Here is a 16278-nt window from a genome sequence, read left to right on the forward strand (position 1 = left end):
GCTTTACAACCCGAAGGCCTTCATCGCTCACACGGCGTTGCTGCGTCAGGGTTTCCCCCATTGCGCAATATTCCCCACTGCTGCCTCCCGTAGGAGTCTGGACCGTGTTTCAGTTCCAGTGTGGCTGGTCATCCTCTCAGACCAGCTAACCATCTTTGTCTTGGTAGGCTATTACCCTGCCAACTAACTAATGGTCCATAGGCTCATTTATAAGTGATAGCATTGTGAAGAGGCCACCTTTGATACTTTACCATATGATAAAGTATATTATTCGGTATTAGCAATCCTTTCGAATTGTTATTCCAAACTTATAAGTAGATTACCTATGTATTACTCACCCGTTCGCCACTTTACTTATCCCTTGCGGGACTTTCACGTTCGACTTGCATGTGTTAGGCACGCCGCCAGCGTTTGTTCTGAGCCAGAATCAAACTCTCTATAACAATAAAATTGTATCGAAATTAACTTATTTTTTAATGCGTGCTGTTTAGTTCTCAAAGACCAATCTTCTATAGCAGGCTTTTTTAATACCTTAACTTGAAGTGTTTGAACAGTATATTAAAATATAAAACTCTTGTCAAGCTTTTTTTAAAGAATTTAATTTTATTTTATATATTTTTTTCTTGCCTATTTTTATTATAAATTCTTTAGTGTTTAAAGGCATCAAGGCATAATTCGAATCTAACCTGATAGGGGTTGCGTTATTATTATATTCTAAATCTATTTTAACGGCTCCCTGTTTAATAAGTCTTTTTGCCTCGCTATTAGATTCGATGACGCCGATATGAGTCAGTAAAGATATTAGATTTAAATTAACGCCTTGCGGTAGAATTTCTACATACTTTTCGATATATTCGCGATTAAGCTCTATTGTATTTATCTCATCGGGATTTATTCTTTTTTGAAATTTTTCTTCAAAATATTTCGAAGCCTTTTCGGCCAAAGATTGGCCATGATATGTTCTTACGATTTCTAATGCAAGTTTCTTTTTGGCGAGTATTGGATTCATGCCCTCATTTATTTCCTTTTTTAGAATATTTAATTCTGCATTACATATAGAACTTAAAAGTTCATAATACTTAATCATCATTTCATCGGATATCGACATAATTTTGCCAAACATCTCGTTTGGCTCATCGGATACCCCTATCTGGTTTCCAAGTGATTTGCTCATTTTATTTTTACCGTCAAGACCTTCAAGCAAAGGCATGGTCATAATAACTTGAGGATTCACATTAAAGCTCTTCATTAATTCTCTGCCGACAATAAGATTGAATTTTTGATCATTTCCTCCAATCTCGATATCCGATTTAAGAAATAATGAATCGAACCCCTGAAGCAACGGATAAATAAACTCGTGTATCGATATCGGACTATTGTCGCTAAGCCTTTTTTCAAAATCATCCTTTTCAAGCATTCTTCTTACCGTATAATTTGAGGATATTTTAATAAATTCATCTAATTTTATATTGGATAACCACCAGCTGTTAAAAAGAATTGTTGTTTTTTCGGGCTTCAGTATCTTAAAGGCCTGATTTCTATAATCCTTGGAATTCTTCAGGACATCTTCTCCGGATAGCGGTTTTCTTGTTTCGGATTTCCCTGTAGGATCGCCGATCATAGCCGTAAAATCACCTATTATGAAAAACACTTGATGCCCGTATTCTTGAAAAGTCCTTAATTTGTTTAACAAAACAGTATGCCCTAAATGTATATCGGGGGCTGTAGGATCAAAACCCGCTTTTATTTTTAATGGTAAATTGTGCACCGTTGAATACAATAGTTTTTCATAAAGCTCATCTTCTTTTATCAACTCGACGCAACCTCTTTTTATAGCATCGATCTGGTTTTGAATTTGGCTTTCTATTTCATGTTTTACGCTAATGCTATTCATATACGTTTAATAATTAACCTAATTTTTATCGATATAAATTTTTTGAATATTTTTACTCAATTTGGTTTTTTTGTCAACTATTACCTGCACGGCGTTTAAAACTATATTATTTTCTTCGGGAATAAATTTTTCAGGCATTCCGGTTAAGTATTTTTTGATTGCGATATCTTTATTGGTCCCGACAACCGAATATTTGGAACCTACCATGCCGACATCCGTTATATAAGCGGTGCCTTTTGGCAAAATCATATTGTCATTTGTTTGAACATGTGTATGTGTCCCGACTAAAGCCGATACCTCGCCGTCTAAATACAATGCGAGGGCTTCCTTTTCGGATGTTGCTTCGGCATGAAAATCTATAATTATAGCGTCTGAATGGCCTGAAATTTTTTCGATCACATCCTTTGCAACCGTAAACGGCGATTCTGTAAGCCCCTTCATAAAAACTCTTCCTTCTAAATTTACAACCCCTATTTTTCTTTCAAATCTGGAATTAAATATGCCGTAACCAAACCCTGGAACTAAAGGGGAATAGTTTGCCGGCCTTAAAAGTTTATGCTGCCCCGCTATATAGGGAATTATAGATTTTTGATCCCAAATATGATTACCCGAGGTGATAACATCGATGCCTAAACTTAATATAAAATCGGCAACATCTGGTGTTATTCCCATTCCATGCGCCGCATTTTCCCCGTTCGCTATAATAAACTCCGGTTCGTATTTAGAAACCAAATTGCTCAGGAGTCCTTTAACCGCCAGTCTTCCCGGTTTCCCTATGATATCGCCTATAAAAAGAATTTTAATATCATTATCTTGCAAATTCCGTTGCCCTCGTCTCTCTGATAACGGTAACCTTAATCTGCCCCGGATATTGAAGCGAGGATTCTATCTTTTTAGCAATATCTTTAGATAGCATAATAGAATCGTCATCCGATATTTTCTGACTTTGAACGATAGCCCTAATCTCTCTTCCTGCTTGAATAACATAACTTTTGGCAACGCCGTTAAATGAACCGGCAATCGATTCAAGATCCTCAAGCCTTTTTACATAAGTTTCAAACATCTCTTTTCTTGCGCCTGGCCTTGCGGCGCTTAATGCATCGGCGGCAGATACTAAAACAGCTAACACGCTGTTTGGTTCTTCATCATAATGATGAGCGGCGATAGCATGCACCACTCTGGGAGATTCGCCAAATTTTTTAGCAAGTTCTGCTCCGATAACCGCGTGCGATCCTTCAATCTCATGATCAACCGCTTTTCCTATATCGTGTAAAAGACCCGCCCTTTTTGCCTGCTTAACATTAATGTTGAGCTCCGCTGCCATTATCCCGCATAAGAAAGCAACCTCTATAGAATGATTATACACATTTTGCGAATAACTTGTTCTATACTTTAACCTCCCTAAAAGTTTGAGAATTTCGGGATGGATACCGTGAACGCCGACATCGAAAGTAGCCTGCTCGCCGGCTTCCTTCATTGCAAGGCTGAGTTCCTCTTCGACTTTGCTAACCACTTCTTCTATTCGGGCAGGATGAATTCTGCCGTCCGTTATTAATCTTTCGAGCGAAAGCCTTGCAATTTCTCTTTTAACAGGGTTAAAAGACGATAAGATAACAGCCTCGGGGGTTTCATCGATTATAAAATCGACGCCGGTAGCCGCTTCCAATGCCCTTATATTTCTGCCTTCTCTTCCGATTATCCTGCCTTTCATGTCATCGCTTGGAAGTTGAACCGATGATATAGATTTTTCTGCGACATAATCACCCGCGTATCTTTGTATAGCTAATGCTATAATTTCTTTAGCTTTTTTATCGGCGGACTCTTTTGTTTCATCCTCTATTTTTTTAATAGATTTTGCCGCTTCATGTTTGGCCTCTTCGACGATTGAATTTATGAGGGAATTTTTAGCCTCCGAGACGGTCATCCCCGATATCTTTTCTAGTTCGTAAACCCTTTCTTTTAATGCTTCTTCTATTTTTTTTTCTTTCTCGACTATTGTTTTTTCGGATTGGATTAAACCCCTTTCCCTTCTTAAAAAATCGCTTTCTTTTCTTTCGATTAATGTTATCCTTTTTTCAAGATTATCTTCTTTAATCGATAATCTTTTTTCCATTTGATTTAATTCTTGTTTTTGAATCCTTATTTCTTCTTCCGCAATTTCTTTTGACCTGATAGTTTCGGATTTAACGCTTAAAAGCAAATCCTTTTTAATCTCTTCCGCCTTTTTTTCGGCTTCCTTTATAATTGAATCCGCCTTTGATATAGCATTTTTTAACGAAATTTTATCGATAGTATATTTAACGATAAACCCCGCAATAAAGAATAAAAGAGAAAAACCAATTATCATTCCTATAACAAAACCATTTAACATTATTGTATCTCCTTAATATAATAAAATCATTATTTAATTATTTGCTTTAACAAAACCGTTCTCCGTAAGCATGTAATGCATCTTTATATCGTTGCCGTCAAATTCTAATTCGTCATCCGAAATTAGTTGGAAACCATAACAAACACCCACAAACAGAGAATCTTTTGCTTGATTGAGAGCTTTATCGTAACACCCTTTTCCATAACCTGCCCTGTTTCCAGATATATCGAATGCAACTCCCGGTACGAAAAAAACATCTATCTCCTTTATATCGATAATACACCCGCCCTTTGGGCATAAGATGCCGTAATCGTCTGTTTTCATCGAATTAATATTTTCAAATTTATTAAAACACATATAATTCCCCCTGGAATACTGAGGAAGGTAAAAATTAATACTTTTGGATATATCTAATTTAATAATATATTCTATTCTTACCTCATTTTTTACACTCATATAAATTGCCGCATTTTTAAAAAAATTATCTTTTATAAAAGAATAAGCATTGGCGGCAATATTCAGGCTGAAATATTTAATTTCATCCTCGCTTAATTTATTGCGCCTTTCAATCATCCTTTTTCTTGCGATATTCTTTTCAATCATCATCTATTATCGTATCGTCATTTATTTAGATAAAAGCAATATTATAACTGAATAACTGAACGGATTATTGCGTGAAATTTAAATAAATTTTTAAGGGAATAAAATGGATAGGGCGGCATGACAAACAGAACCCCGCATGTGCCGAAGCGGCTTTAAAATTAGACCTATTTCAAAATAGGTGGCAATCATATGCTAAATGAATTAGGAATCACAGTTGCCTATGTTTCTATATCAAAAAGCAGTGACAATCCCATTCTATCTAACTGTTGGGTCAATTTTAAAAACCTGACATCGAACACTGCAGGGCATAAGCCTATAATCAGTTCTAAAGAGAGCGATTTATATGATTATATATATTGTTAATTTTTTCTAAAACTCTTTTGCTTTCACTATTAACTTCCGTTTTGCTGGATATATAATCGTCAGCTATATTAAGCGCAGTTAGAACAGCTACATTAAAGGAATCAACGGATTTTGTCCGTTTTATAATCTGATCTGCTTTAGCATTCACATAGGCTGCTAATTGCTCTAAATATTTTTTATCTTTATCGCTATTTATAACAAACTTGTGATTCATTATTATAAGCTCCACAAATGAGCTGCCCTGAAGTGAGGCTATCTCCGCCGAACCTGCATCCCGCTGGACTTTCGTCTCGTTCTCCCTCATAATTGTATCGATTCCAAATTTACCATTATACCGTCAATCTTTTTTATTATTATATCATTTTCCATTTCATTTTGGGTAATTTTATTCTTCAATTCGTTAATCTCATCATCTTTAGCTTTAACCTCCATTAAAAGTTTATCCCGTTCAATTTTTATTTTTTCAAATAATTCTTTAATTAAAATAACCTTTTCTTCGATTATATTAAGATTATCGATATCCATTTTTTGAGACCCCGCAAATAATTCATTCATAAGTTTAAAAAATTATTTTAAAAAGTTTAGCGATAAATTATGCCGATGTATAAAGATGGGCATACGGTCTGGCGCTTGAAGGGACAATTTTATAAAAAGGCTTGCCCGTAATGTCTTCAAAAGAAATATTAAAATCATCCGCATATTCCAATAAATATTTTTTTAAAAAAGCCATATCGTTATCATCTGCTTCATATAGTTCAACTTCTTTCGAATATTTTGAGAAATCTATTTTTTTTCGTAAATATATAACCCCTCCATGCATTCCTGCCGCAAAATAATCGCCGGCGGTATCGTCCGCATCGTTCAGCCCCAGCAAGACAATAACTCCTCCAGCCATGTATTCCGCAAAAAAACTCCCCACCTTTCCGCCTATTATTATAACAGGCAACTGCTCATTATAACCCTTCATATGTATCCCGACCCGATATCCGGCATTTCCCAAAATATAAATCCTGCCGCCTCTCATACCGTACCCGACCACATCTCCCGCATCGCCTTTTATTGAAATTTTCCCGGCATTCATAGTATTGCCGACATTATCCTGCGCATTGCCGTTTACGGCTATAGTGGGACCGTCCATAAAAACTCCTAAATCATTGCCCGGAACGCCGTTTATGTTAATAATTATATCGTCGCCTTTGATGCCGTCTCCAATGTAATATTGCCCGTTAACATTTTCCAGGAAAAATTTTTTAACTCCTCTTTCAATCCCTTCCCTTATTAATCTGTTAAGGTCTCTATAATACATCCCATTTGCATCTATCGTTATCATGTTGCCGCTTAATCTCCTTTATCTTTTAGCCAATTTGATATTTTAGATATTTTATATGTGGTAAACACGGGTTTAACACTATTATAGCCCCGCATGTTTGATACCTAATACTTTAAGCTCGGCATCGGTTAATTCGACGCCTCTCAATCTTTCTCTCGAACCTCTTAAACTTTCGATGGAATTAACACCCATGGCTCCCAGCACCTCCTGAATTTCATGGCTCCATGCAGAAATGAGATTATATAACCTTTCCCCGTAAACTTCAGGGTCTAATCTTCTGACAAGCTCCGGCCTTTGAGTGGTTATTCCCCAGCTGCAATTGCCTGTATTACACTTTCCGCATACATGGCAGCCCATAACAATAAGGGCGGCAGTTCCGATTGCAACGGCATCCGCCCCAAGGGCAATCGCTTTTACGGCATCTGCGCTCGACCTGATACTCCCCGCTGCAATAAGGGAAGCCTCATTTCTAATCCCTTCTTCCCTGAGTCTTTCATCAACCTGGGCAAGAGCAAGCTCGATAGGAATCCCTACATGGTCTTTTATTATATTTGGCGCCGCTCCTGTACCGCCGGTATATCCGTCGATATATACTATATCTGCCCCGGCTCTGACTATTCCGCTAACAATAGCGGCAATATTATGAACGGCGGCAACCTTGACGGAAACCGGCTTCTCATAATTTGTAGCCTCCTTTATGGCAAAAATAAGCTGCCTTAAGTCTTCGATAGAGTAAATATCATGATGGGGCGCGGGTGAAATTGCATCCGTTCCTATAGGAATCATTCTCGTTCTGGATATATCTAATCCTATTTTTTCGCCGGGCAAATGACCCCCTATGCCGGGTTTAGCGCCCTGTCCTATTTTTATTTCAACGGCAATACCACTGTTTAAATAATCCCTGTGAACGCCGAATCTTCCCGAAGCAACCTGAACAATGATGTTTTTGCCGAACGGGACAAGATCGTCATGAAGTCCGCCCTCGCCCGTATTCATAACTATCCCCAAAGCCCTGGCGGCCAAAGCCATGGCTTTTTGAGCGTTTAATGAAATAGAGCCGTAAGACATTGCGCCAAAAACAAAAGGCGTCTGCAATTCAATTTGAGGGGGCATCTTCGTTTTTAAAATCGGTTCGCCCTCTTCATTAAAATCAAGCTCGATTTTGGACGGCTTTTTGCCAAGGTAAGTCTTAAGTTCCATGGGTTCGCGCAATGGATCGATGGAAGGATTGGTAACCTGGCATGCATCTAAAAGTATATGGTCAAAATATTTTTTATATTTAAAGGTCGTCCCCATTCCTGAAATAACAATTCCACCCGTTTCGGATTGTTTCCAGATGCTTTTAATGTGATTCTCCTTCCAATTGCCGTTCTCCCTGATAACGGTGGGATTTTTAACAATCGAAATGGCGCTTTCGGGACAATATGTGTAGCACCTGCCGCAAGCTACGCATTTAGCATGGTCGGACAGAATTTTATCGCCGCCGAAGCTATATGTCCCCCACCCGCAGTTTTGGATGCATCTTTTGCATCTTACACATTTTGTGTGGTCTATTAGCGCCAGATATTCGGATTGTATGTTAGAGAAGGAGGATTTTGTCATAAGCCGATTAACCCTCCTTTTTGAGCCACTAACTCTTCGAACTTAACTATAACTGGTTCTCCCGCCTTTGGAGACCATACTAAATCAGGGGAAGGGCAAATTGCTCTAATAGCGGCTTCTTCGGATGCCACATAGGTAAAATCTCCCATTGTCGCTGCAACTAACGGCCTAAGTTTAATCCTGTCATTCATTGCGACCATGCCTCCAGAATAACCGAATACGATAGCAAACGGGCCGTTTAAAAGGGCGCTGCCGTATATTTGCCTGAGCGTGGTTAACAATTCTTTCTTTTCGTTATCCATTTTATCGATATTTTGATAAAAAGGCGCCGCCAGCACAAGGGCGGCTAATTCAATTGGAAGTCCATGTTTTCTAACCAAAAGATCGAAAATATATGTTATAACCTCTGTATCGGTTTTTAGCGAAAGATTATATTTATACATCTCAAGATACCTTTTGTTAATACCGTAAGACGATATCTCGCCATTATGCACAATAGACCAATCGAGTAATGTAAACGGGTGCGCGCCGCCCCACCAACCCGGGGTATTAGTAGGAAAACGGTTATGGGCCGTCCACATATAGCCTTCAACCTCGTCTAACTTATAAAAATCGGCAATATCCTCGGGATATCCTACACCCTTAAACGCCCCCATATTTTTTCCGCTTGAAAAAACATAAGCCCCGTCATATTTTTCATTAATGGACATAACGCTTTGGACAACAAAATCATCGTCTCCGAGATCATGAAATAATTTATCCTGTCTATCGGACTTCGGTTTCATAAAATAACGGTGTAAATATGGATGTTCCTTAATCTTAGAAGTTTTTGATGTTGGTATAGACTCCTCTTTCTCGATAATAAAATTATTTTTAAGGTATTCTTCGACATTATCCTTTGCGGATAAATTATCATACATTATATGGAACGCGTACAATTCGGCGTAATCATGGTAGTTGCCGTAAACGGCAAAACCGCCGCCTAAACCGTTGCCCCTGTCATGTTCAACGGAGATAGCCTTTTTAATGTCACTGCCGGTGGTTTTAACCTTTTTTGCATTTATTATGCCGCATAACCCGCATCCTGAAATATCTCTTTCAACGCTAAATTTATTTTTTAACTTTAACACTTTTAATCCCTCAGCCTTTTGTATATAAAATTGTTTTTATTAAACAGGTCTAAATATTTATAATGGATTACCGCTTCGCCATCTTCGCCCGCGTTTTCGACATGCAAAAACAATCGTGCGGGCGAAAATATGTGTCTGACGACACTCGTGAAGTTGAGCTTCGCTGAACTTCGTTTGCTTTGAAACTTTCCTGCTTCCTTCGGAACGACAAACATATTAAATATTAACATATAAGTAATTTTTTAACAAATATTTTATAACAGATTTTCATCTATAAGTTTTTTAAAATCGGCAGCCACAACCTTTTTTACAGGAGGAAGACCTAATTTCTTTCTAATTCCTTCCTGCGGATCCCCCAGCCTTAAAGTTTTAAAGAAAATGTCCTCAGCCTTTTTAACCTTTTGAGGGGAGGCGTCATTTTTTATCGCAAGATTTTTAAGCGTTGTAAGAACCGTCTCCCAGCTATAATTTTGCGGACACAGTTCGGAACATGTGTGGCATTCAAGACATTCCCAGACTATTTTTGAAGATACCGCCCTCTCAACATCGTTATCCAGAATCATTTTAATAATCAAAGGAGGGTCGTAAGATTCGAAAGAAAGGCTCATAGGGCAATCATTCCTGCAAGCCTGGCAATTATAACATCTAACTAATGAATCTTTCTCGAACATTATCGAGTAATCCGTTAAGGCCTTTGTTCCGTCAAATTTATCAAGGAATTTTACAGCCTTAATTTTATGCTGTCCTATAAGTTCTTCGGTTCCTTCTATGCCAAAAGCCAAACACATAAGCTCTTCCAGTGTGATAACAGGAATTTGATAAGCGGTTCCCTCTTTTAAAAGCATAAACTGGTTTGTATCGAACTGCGTAAAACAAGAAGGACAAACTGTCGTAATTAAATCGGGATTAACTTCTTTAATCGAATCTAACTTTATTCTGGCCATATCAAGAGCCTTATCGTGCTCGTCAACCCTGTCGAGCGCCTGCCCGCAGCACATCATTTTGTTTTTATAATTTATAACATTAGCTCCGAGCGCCTTAAGAATACTATCGTATTTAAAAGGGTCAAAGGGGGAATCAAATCCGATTGCATGGGACGGCCTTACTAAATGACAGCCGTAATGTATTGCGATGTTAATGCCCTTTAGCGGATACTTTACATTTGCTTTAATTTTATCTAATCCAACCTCGTCATGGAGATATTCGATAAAATGGTAAATGGAAGAGCTTCCCGAAAAATTAAGTCCGATATGCCCGAGGGTTTCGTTTAATTTTTTTTGGTACGGAAGATTTGAAACGACCTTTGCCTTGATTTGCTTGAGGTTTGAATAGCATCCCGTGCAAACCGACATTATATCGACATTTTCATTTTCGGCAAGCGCAATATTTCTAACGCCGGTTAAATCAAAGAGTGTTTCGTCGATATTTTTTACCAAAGATTTTTCCGGGCAGCAGGTAAAAGAATCGATATCCCGATATTTTATATTTAATTTATCCAGCACTAAACGGGTAGCCTTTTCCATAAAGGGAAACTTTGCCTGTATCGTGCAGCCCCAAAAAAAAGCGCTCTCTTTATTCATATATTTTTATCTATTTATATTTTTTAATTTAATTAATTATTTTTTTATTTAAATAAAATTTAAAAATTTCGATAATTTTTTCTTTTAATTATTATTAGTAATAGTATAAAATATATTAAGAAAAAATTCAATTTCAAAAATGATACTTAATCTATGGAATCTATGGATATTTTTAAACAAATCCAGCCTGACGATTCATTAAACGATATAGATTATGTAAAAACCTTTTCATCTTTTAACAAGCCGGTTGCCGTTAAAGGAGTAAAAGGGGAAATATTGTATATGAACGAGCTTGCGAAAAATCTATCAAAATTATCGGATCAGGAAATATTTGCCTTATACGATGAAAAATTGCCCGAAGACATAGCGCAGGTTAATGGGCTGGGACTCGTATCGATTGAAAAAATAATAAGATTAAAAACTACCGACGGAGAGATGGAAGAAAAATTTTTTCATATCGAAAGCAAAACCCTTCTAAATAAATTCGGCCTGTTTTACGGCACGATGTTTATTTTTTATGATTTTACTTCGCTTGTTAAATATGTACTAAATATTAAAAATAATTCGGAAAATAAGGTTTATGACGATATAACGGGTTTATTTTTAAAAAATCAATTTAAAGAAATGCTTTCAATGGAAGTAGAAAGGGTTACAAGATATGGATTCCCTCTCACCCTTGCGGTATTTTTCTTTGAAAATCTGGTTTTTTTCGGCCAATCGTTTGGAAAAGATAAATTAAATCAGCTGCTCAAATTTTTCGGTATTTTTTTCAAGCAGAAATTTAGAAAAACCGATACTATTTTTAGAATCGATTTTAATAGCTTTATTTGCATATTGCCTCACACAAACTATGAAAGCGCGAATAACAAGTTTAAGAAATTACAAAAAGAGCTTGATGAGGTAATAAAATTTCAAAGCAGTATTAAACCGATTTTAATTTTCGGAATTTCGGAATTCGACTTAAAAAAGCATTATAAAAATTATGAGCTTTTAATAGAAGAAGCGAGGATAAACCAGCAAAATAACAAATTTTACAAATAAACTTAACCCCCCGCCTGCTAACTTTCCAATAGCACGCCTGATACGCTTTTCAAATATTTATACGAAGAAATCAGTGAAAATACTATACTGATAAAAATCAATATAAGACCTATGTCCCCAAAATTTATATTAAAATGCTCATAATAAATCAATAAAAAAAATATGCCGAACATTTGAAAAGCGGTTTTCCATTTCCCCTCCTTTCCCGCAGAAATAACGACCCCTTTTTCACTGGCAATAGCCCTTAACCCCATAATAAATATTTCCCTGAATATAATTATAACAACCACCCATGCAGGAATTCTATTTAATGGAATAAGCATTATAAGAATTGTTACTACAAGAAGTTTATCGGCGATAGGATCTAAAAAAATTCCTAAATTTGTTACCAATTTTTTCTTTCTTGCTATATAGCCGTCTATAAAATCAGTTAATACGGCAAAGATAAAAAAAACCGAGGCATATATGCCGTAAATTTCTTTTTTGAAAAATAACAACGCAAATATCACGGGTATAATTAAAATTCTAGACATCGTCAAAAGATTGGGCAGGTTATATATTTGTTTTTTACTTTGCATTGTTACTTTCCCTCCTGTAATACTTCATTACCTCGTTAACATAACCGCGGGTTTCGCTGTACGGGGGTATGCCTCCGTATTTTTTAACGGCTTTGCTTCCCGCGTTATATGCGGCGAGAGCCAGGGGCAGATCCCCGTTATACCTGACAATAAGGCTTTTTAAGTATTTTGTTCCGCCATAAATGTTTTGAGACGGATTAAACGGCTTCAAGACATTAAGTTGCCTCTGAGTCCCGGGCATTAATTGCATAAGCCCTTCGGCGCCTTTATCCGAAACCGCATCGTCATTAAATCCTGATTCTGCCTTTATAACGGCTTCTATCAATCTGGAACTAACTTTATATTTATTGGAGGCTTTAAGTATTATCTTTCTGTATAAGACATTATTGTACCCTTTAAAATTATTTGAGTGCTGCCTTGTCTTCATATAAAGCCGATAGTTATTCGAAACGGGAACATTAGAAAAATAAACCGTTCCGTTTTTGCCGACGCGCATATAGATGTCGGCCGCCCCTGCCTTGAGATTAACAAAATTAATTAAGCAAAAAGAAACAAAAATCAATAATAAATATGCATATTTTTTCATAAAATATTTTTTCATAAACTACAGGCCAAAAGAGCGTTTACGGCGGAAGCGGCGGAGGAACTTCCTCCAAAATTTCCGAAATTGCCGACGGAGGAATAAAAATTATCTTCGTAAAGCAATTTTTTGGACTCTGCCGCCCCGACAAAACCGACAGGCATGGCTATTATTATAGGCGGATTGTAATTTATAAAATTATAAAGCCGCTTGCATAAATCCATGACCTCGACAAGCGCGGTCGGAGCGTTTCCTATCACGATTATATCCGGTAATTTTTCTATAGTCGCCAGCCTTATAGAAAGAGCCGTTTTCGTTATATTATTGTTGCCCCCGTTATCTTTCATCTTACCTAAAAATTCATATTTATTTTCTAAATCTTGCTGCTTTTCCGCTAAAATATCATGATTAAAACCTATATAGCAGTTTAAATCAAGTATAATATTTTTGTTGGCATTTTTACTGATACCTGCTTTAGTCATTTCGGAATCGCATACAATTTTTAACGGTTCTTTTTTTTTAATTTTTCCGTTAATAAGATTTATCCCCCTTTGAACCGAATTGTTTGTGAAGAAAATGGTTTCGGCATAATTTATATCGCTCGTAGCATGGATAACTCTTTTAACAACCGCCTTTTCTGCTTCGGAATAAAAACCGTCGAAACGGGTATTCCCTTTTAGTAAAGAATCTATTATGGTTATGCTTTTCTTATAAATTTCTTCTCCGATATTGGACATGCGCCGATGTTTTAATAATTCCCGATAAATGTTATAATATAATACAAATGATACAAATACATGTTAAAATTATATAATAGAATTTATCACACTTTACTACTTAAGACAAGCTCCGAACTTGTTAAAAAATAAAAATGAAAAATAAGGAATCGCTATTCGATAAATCGCAGCTGGAATTGGAAGAATTCTGCATTTTAAACGGGTTTAAAAAGTATAACGCTCATCAGGTTATGAGATGGGTTTATTTCTATCAGACCCTCGATTTTACTAAAATGACCGACATCCCGAAGCCTTTAAGGAATGAGTTATCGAATAATTTTCATATTAATCTGCCGGGGATAGCAGGAACGACATACGAAGAGGATACAAACGGCTATTCAAAGAAATATTTAATCAGGCTTGCGGATGATATGACCATAGAATCGGTATTAATAAATTATAATAACAGAAAAACTTTATGCGTCTCGTCTCAAATAGGATGTAAAATGGGCTGCGCATTTTGTGAAACTGCAGGACTCGGCGCAGGCAGAAACTTATCCTCGGGTGAAATAATATCCCAAATATTGCTGGTAAACGAGGATATAAAAGAAAAAATTACAAATGTAGTTTTTATGGGTATGGGCGAACCGTTAGACAACATGGCAGAGGTAGAAAAATCATTAAATATTATGTCGGATAACAAGTTTCTTGCTATAGCGCCGCGGAAAATCACTATTTCGACTTGCGGCTTATTAGATAAACTTCACGACATCGAAAAATTTAAATATAAAATCGCCATATCTCTAAACGCTTCTGATAATATTACAAGAAATAAGCTTATGCCCATCAACAAAAAGTTTCCGTTAGAAAGCATCGTTAATTTAATAAATCGCAAAAAACCTTCCGTCCATAACAAAATAACGCTGGAGTATGTGCTGATAAAAGGTGTGAATGACGGTATTTCAAACGCTAAAGAGCTTATAAAAATGTTTTCCCCTTCAAAAGTAAAATTTAACTTGATACCATTAAATAAAGGAGAAGATTCCATATTTTTAAAAAACTTAGAAAGACCCGACGATAAAGTTATTAACGATTTTAAAGTTAAATTGCTCAAAGCGGGGTTCACCGTAACGACAAGATTTTCTAAAGCGCAATCGATAAACGGCGGGTGCGGACAGCTCACGGCAAAAATGCTATATTCTTAATAAAATGTTTTTCGAAAAGCTTACTGCCGGAAAGGGGAAAGTTTTTTGCGATTTTGATTATATCTCTTAAATCCTTTTCTCTTTCGGACGGTTTTGCCGTTATATATTTAAGGCATCCTGAAAGGACCGAATCTGAGGTAAAATTTATCGTTTTCCCTTTAAACGGAAGAATGTCTATTAAATCAATAATTTCGGGCTTTATATGGCTACCGAATGTCCCCGAAAGGTAAACATCGAAATCATCGTCATTATAAATTTTAAATTTTTCTATAAGGATTTCCGATGCAGATTTAACTGCTGATTTGGCTAACTGAAATTGCCTGACATCTTCCTGAAAAAACCGCATATTAATTTTATCGTCGAAATACAGGACAACCTCCTGTCCCCCATTCTTTGTATCGATTACGGAATAGCTTTCGGAATCTATTAAGTCAGGGGGAAGAATTCTTCCGTTTCTATCTATAATATTTTCTTTTAAAAGCTCATGCATAAGGCTCATTATACCGCTTCCGCAAATTCCCTTCGGCCTAGCATCGTTTATTGTCTTAAACTTAAATATGCCGTTTTTAAGTTTTACATCAAAAATAGCGCCGGTTTCTGCCGTCATCCCAAACTTAATGTTTCCGCCCTCAAACGCCGGACCTGCGGGAGCGGAAGCGGTATATATCTTATGCTTATTTCCTATGGCTATTTCGACATTTGTTCCAAAATCTGCCAGAAAAATCGGTTTATCTCTTTTTGCCATATCCAGATAATAGATGGAAGCCACCGTATCGCCCCCGACAAATCCATCCAATATCGGGAATATAAATAACTCCTTGTTCTTTAAACAAAAGTCCTGTAAAAAATCGGTTTTATCGGGAAAGAACAGGTCAGCCGAAGCCCTATAAGGCGGCTTCGAAAGCGGAGCAAGCGGATAGCCGCACAAGGCCATTTCCATAACCGTATTGCCCGCTATCGCAACAATTTCGATATCGTTATAGTCGAGTCTGGTTTCCTTTTTAATATCATCTATTAATGTATTTATAGTTAAGACCGCTCTTTGCTGCAACTTTTTAACGGAATTCTGGTCTAATCCATTCTGTATTCTTTTGATGGAATCAAGGCCAAATTCGGGGTATTGAAAATTTAATATGCTTTTGCTTGAGATAACGGAATTTTCACTATTTGCCAAAGCGGCGGCAACCGTCGTCGTTCCAAGATCGATTCCTAAAAAATATCTATTTCGCATTCCGATTAACCCGACAAATAAAGAATAAAGGCGGGACGATAATAAGGATTATGT

General features: G+C 36.8%; 17 protein-coding genes and 1 rRNA gene. 2 read left to right on the forward strand and 16 right to left on the reverse strand.

Annotated elements, in window-relative coordinates; genetic code table 11:
• From EVJ47_08135 to EVJ47_08190, 12 genes are all read right to left on the reverse strand, one after another.
• Positions 1-437: ribosomal RNA gene (locus EVJ47_08135) — 16S ribosomal RNA — on the reverse strand; the annotation flags it as partial.
• Positions 438-577: 140 nt separating this feature from the next.
• Positions 578-1894 (reverse strand): tyrosine--tRNA ligase, encoded by a 1317-nt coding sequence (locus EVJ47_08140; protein RZD13891.1) that lies wholly within the window; start codon positions 1892-1894, stop codon positions 578-580.
• Between the two features lie 18 nt (positions 1895-1912).
• Positions 1913-2713 (reverse strand): TIGR00282 family metallophosphoesterase, encoded by an 801-nt coding sequence (locus tag EVJ47_08145; GenBank protein RZD13892.1) that lies wholly within the window; start codon positions 2711-2713, stop codon positions 1913-1915.
• Positions 2703-4241, reverse strand: a complete 1539-nt coding sequence (gene rny, locus EVJ47_08150) for a ribonuclease Y (protein RZD13983.1) — start codon at positions 4239-4241, stop codon at positions 2703-2705. The genes EVJ47_08145 and rny overlap by 11 nt, the downstream gene beginning before the upstream one ends.
• Before the next feature lie 57 nt (positions 4242-4298).
• Positions 4299-4871: a 5-formyltetrahydrofolate cyclo-ligase gene (locus EVJ47_08155; protein ID RZD13893.1), complete on the reverse strand. Its 573-nt coding sequence runs from the start codon at positions 4869-4871 to the stop codon at positions 4299-4301.
• A gap of 322 nt (positions 4872-5193) precedes the next feature.
• Positions 5194-5535 carry a cell division protein ZapA gene (locus EVJ47_08160; protein RZD13894.1) on the reverse strand — a complete coding sequence of 114 codons (342 nt, stop codon included), beginning with the start codon at positions 5533-5535 and terminating at the stop codon, positions 5194-5196.
• Positions 5532-5756, reverse strand: coding sequence for a hypothetical protein (locus EVJ47_08165; protein ID RZD13895.1), 225 nt, complete (start codon positions 5754-5756; stop codon positions 5532-5534). Before EVJ47_08165 ends, EVJ47_08160 begins: the two co-directional genes overlap by 4 nt.
• 67 nt (positions 5757-5823) lie before the next feature.
• Positions 5824-6561, reverse strand: a complete 738-nt coding sequence (locus tag EVJ47_08170) for a hypothetical protein (GenBank protein RZD13896.1) — start codon at positions 6559-6561, stop codon at positions 5824-5826.
• Between the two features lie 81 nt (positions 6562-6642).
• Positions 6643-8163 (reverse strand): FMN-binding glutamate synthase family protein, encoded by a 1521-nt coding sequence (locus tag EVJ47_08175; GenBank protein RZD13897.1) that lies wholly within the window; start codon positions 8161-8163, stop codon positions 6643-6645.
• On the reverse strand, positions 8160-9293 hold the full coding sequence (locus EVJ47_08180) for a hypothetical protein (protein ID RZD13898.1): 1134 nt from the start codon (positions 9291-9293) through the stop codon (positions 8160-8162). Before EVJ47_08180 ends, EVJ47_08175 begins: the two co-directional genes overlap by 4 nt.
• A gap of 2 nt (positions 9294-9295) precedes the next feature.
• Positions 9296-9523, reverse strand: coding sequence for a hypothetical protein (locus EVJ47_08185; GenBank protein RZD13899.1), 228 nt, complete (start codon positions 9521-9523; stop codon positions 9296-9298).
• Between the two features lie 24 nt (positions 9524-9547).
• Positions 9548-10873 carry a 4Fe-4S dicluster domain-containing protein gene (locus EVJ47_08190; GenBank protein ID RZD13900.1) on the reverse strand — a complete coding sequence of 442 codons (1326 nt, stop codon included), beginning with the start codon at positions 10871-10873 and terminating at the stop codon, positions 9548-9550.
• A 153-nt stretch (positions 10874-11026) separates the two neighbouring features.
• Here EVJ47_08190 and EVJ47_08195 point away from each other — a divergent pair, with 153 nt between their 5' ends.
• Positions 11027-11914, forward strand: coding sequence for a diguanylate cyclase (locus tag EVJ47_08195; protein RZD13901.1), 888 nt, complete (start codon positions 11027-11029; stop codon positions 11912-11914).
• Positions 11915-11931: 17 nt separating this feature from the next.
• Here the strand turns inward: EVJ47_08195 and pgsA are convergent, their stop codons facing one another.
• The 3 genes from pgsA to EVJ47_08210 are packed head-to-tail and all read right to left on the reverse strand — an operon-like array spanning position 11932 to position 13809.
• Positions 11932-12492 carry a CDP-diacylglycerol--glycerol-3-phosphate 3-phosphatidyltransferase gene (gene pgsA, locus EVJ47_08200; GenBank protein ID RZD13902.1) on the reverse strand — a complete coding sequence of 187 codons (561 nt, stop codon included), beginning with the start codon at positions 12490-12492 and terminating at the stop codon, positions 11932-11934.
• A complete protein-coding gene (locus EVJ47_08205) occupies positions 12482-13093 on the reverse strand; it encodes a lytic transglycosylase domain-containing protein (protein RZD13903.1) in 612 nt (203 codons plus the stop codon). The genes pgsA and EVJ47_08205 overlap by 11 nt, the downstream gene beginning before the upstream one ends.
• Positions 13090-13809 carry a hypothetical protein gene (locus EVJ47_08210; protein ID RZD13904.1) on the reverse strand — a complete coding sequence of 240 codons (720 nt, stop codon included), beginning with the start codon at positions 13807-13809 and terminating at the stop codon, positions 13090-13092. The genes EVJ47_08205 and EVJ47_08210 overlap by 4 nt, the downstream gene beginning before the upstream one ends.
• 134 nt (positions 13810-13943) lie before the next feature.
• Here EVJ47_08210 and rlmN point away from each other — a divergent pair, with 134 nt between their 5' ends.
• Entirely contained in the window at positions 13944-14993 is a 1050-nt protein-coding gene (gene rlmN, locus EVJ47_08215; protein ID RZD13905.1) for a 23S rRNA (adenine(2503)-C(2))-methyltransferase RlmN, read from the forward strand.
• Here rlmN and EVJ47_08220 read toward each other — a convergent pair.
• Complete coding sequence (locus EVJ47_08220; protein ID RZD13906.1) at positions 14968-16224, reverse strand: DUF4445 domain-containing protein; 1257 nt, start codon at positions 16222-16224, stop codon at positions 14968-14970. The two genes, rlmN and EVJ47_08220, sit on opposite strands and share 26 nt — an antisense overlap.
• Positions 16225-16278 lie beyond the last annotated feature (54 nt).

Source organism: Candidatus Acidulodesulfobacterium ferriphilum, assembly GCA_004195035.1.
GTDB lineage: Bacteria > SZUA-79 > SZUA-79 > Acidulodesulfobacterales > Acidulodesulfobacteraceae > Acidulodesulfobacterium > Acidulodesulfobacterium ferriphilum.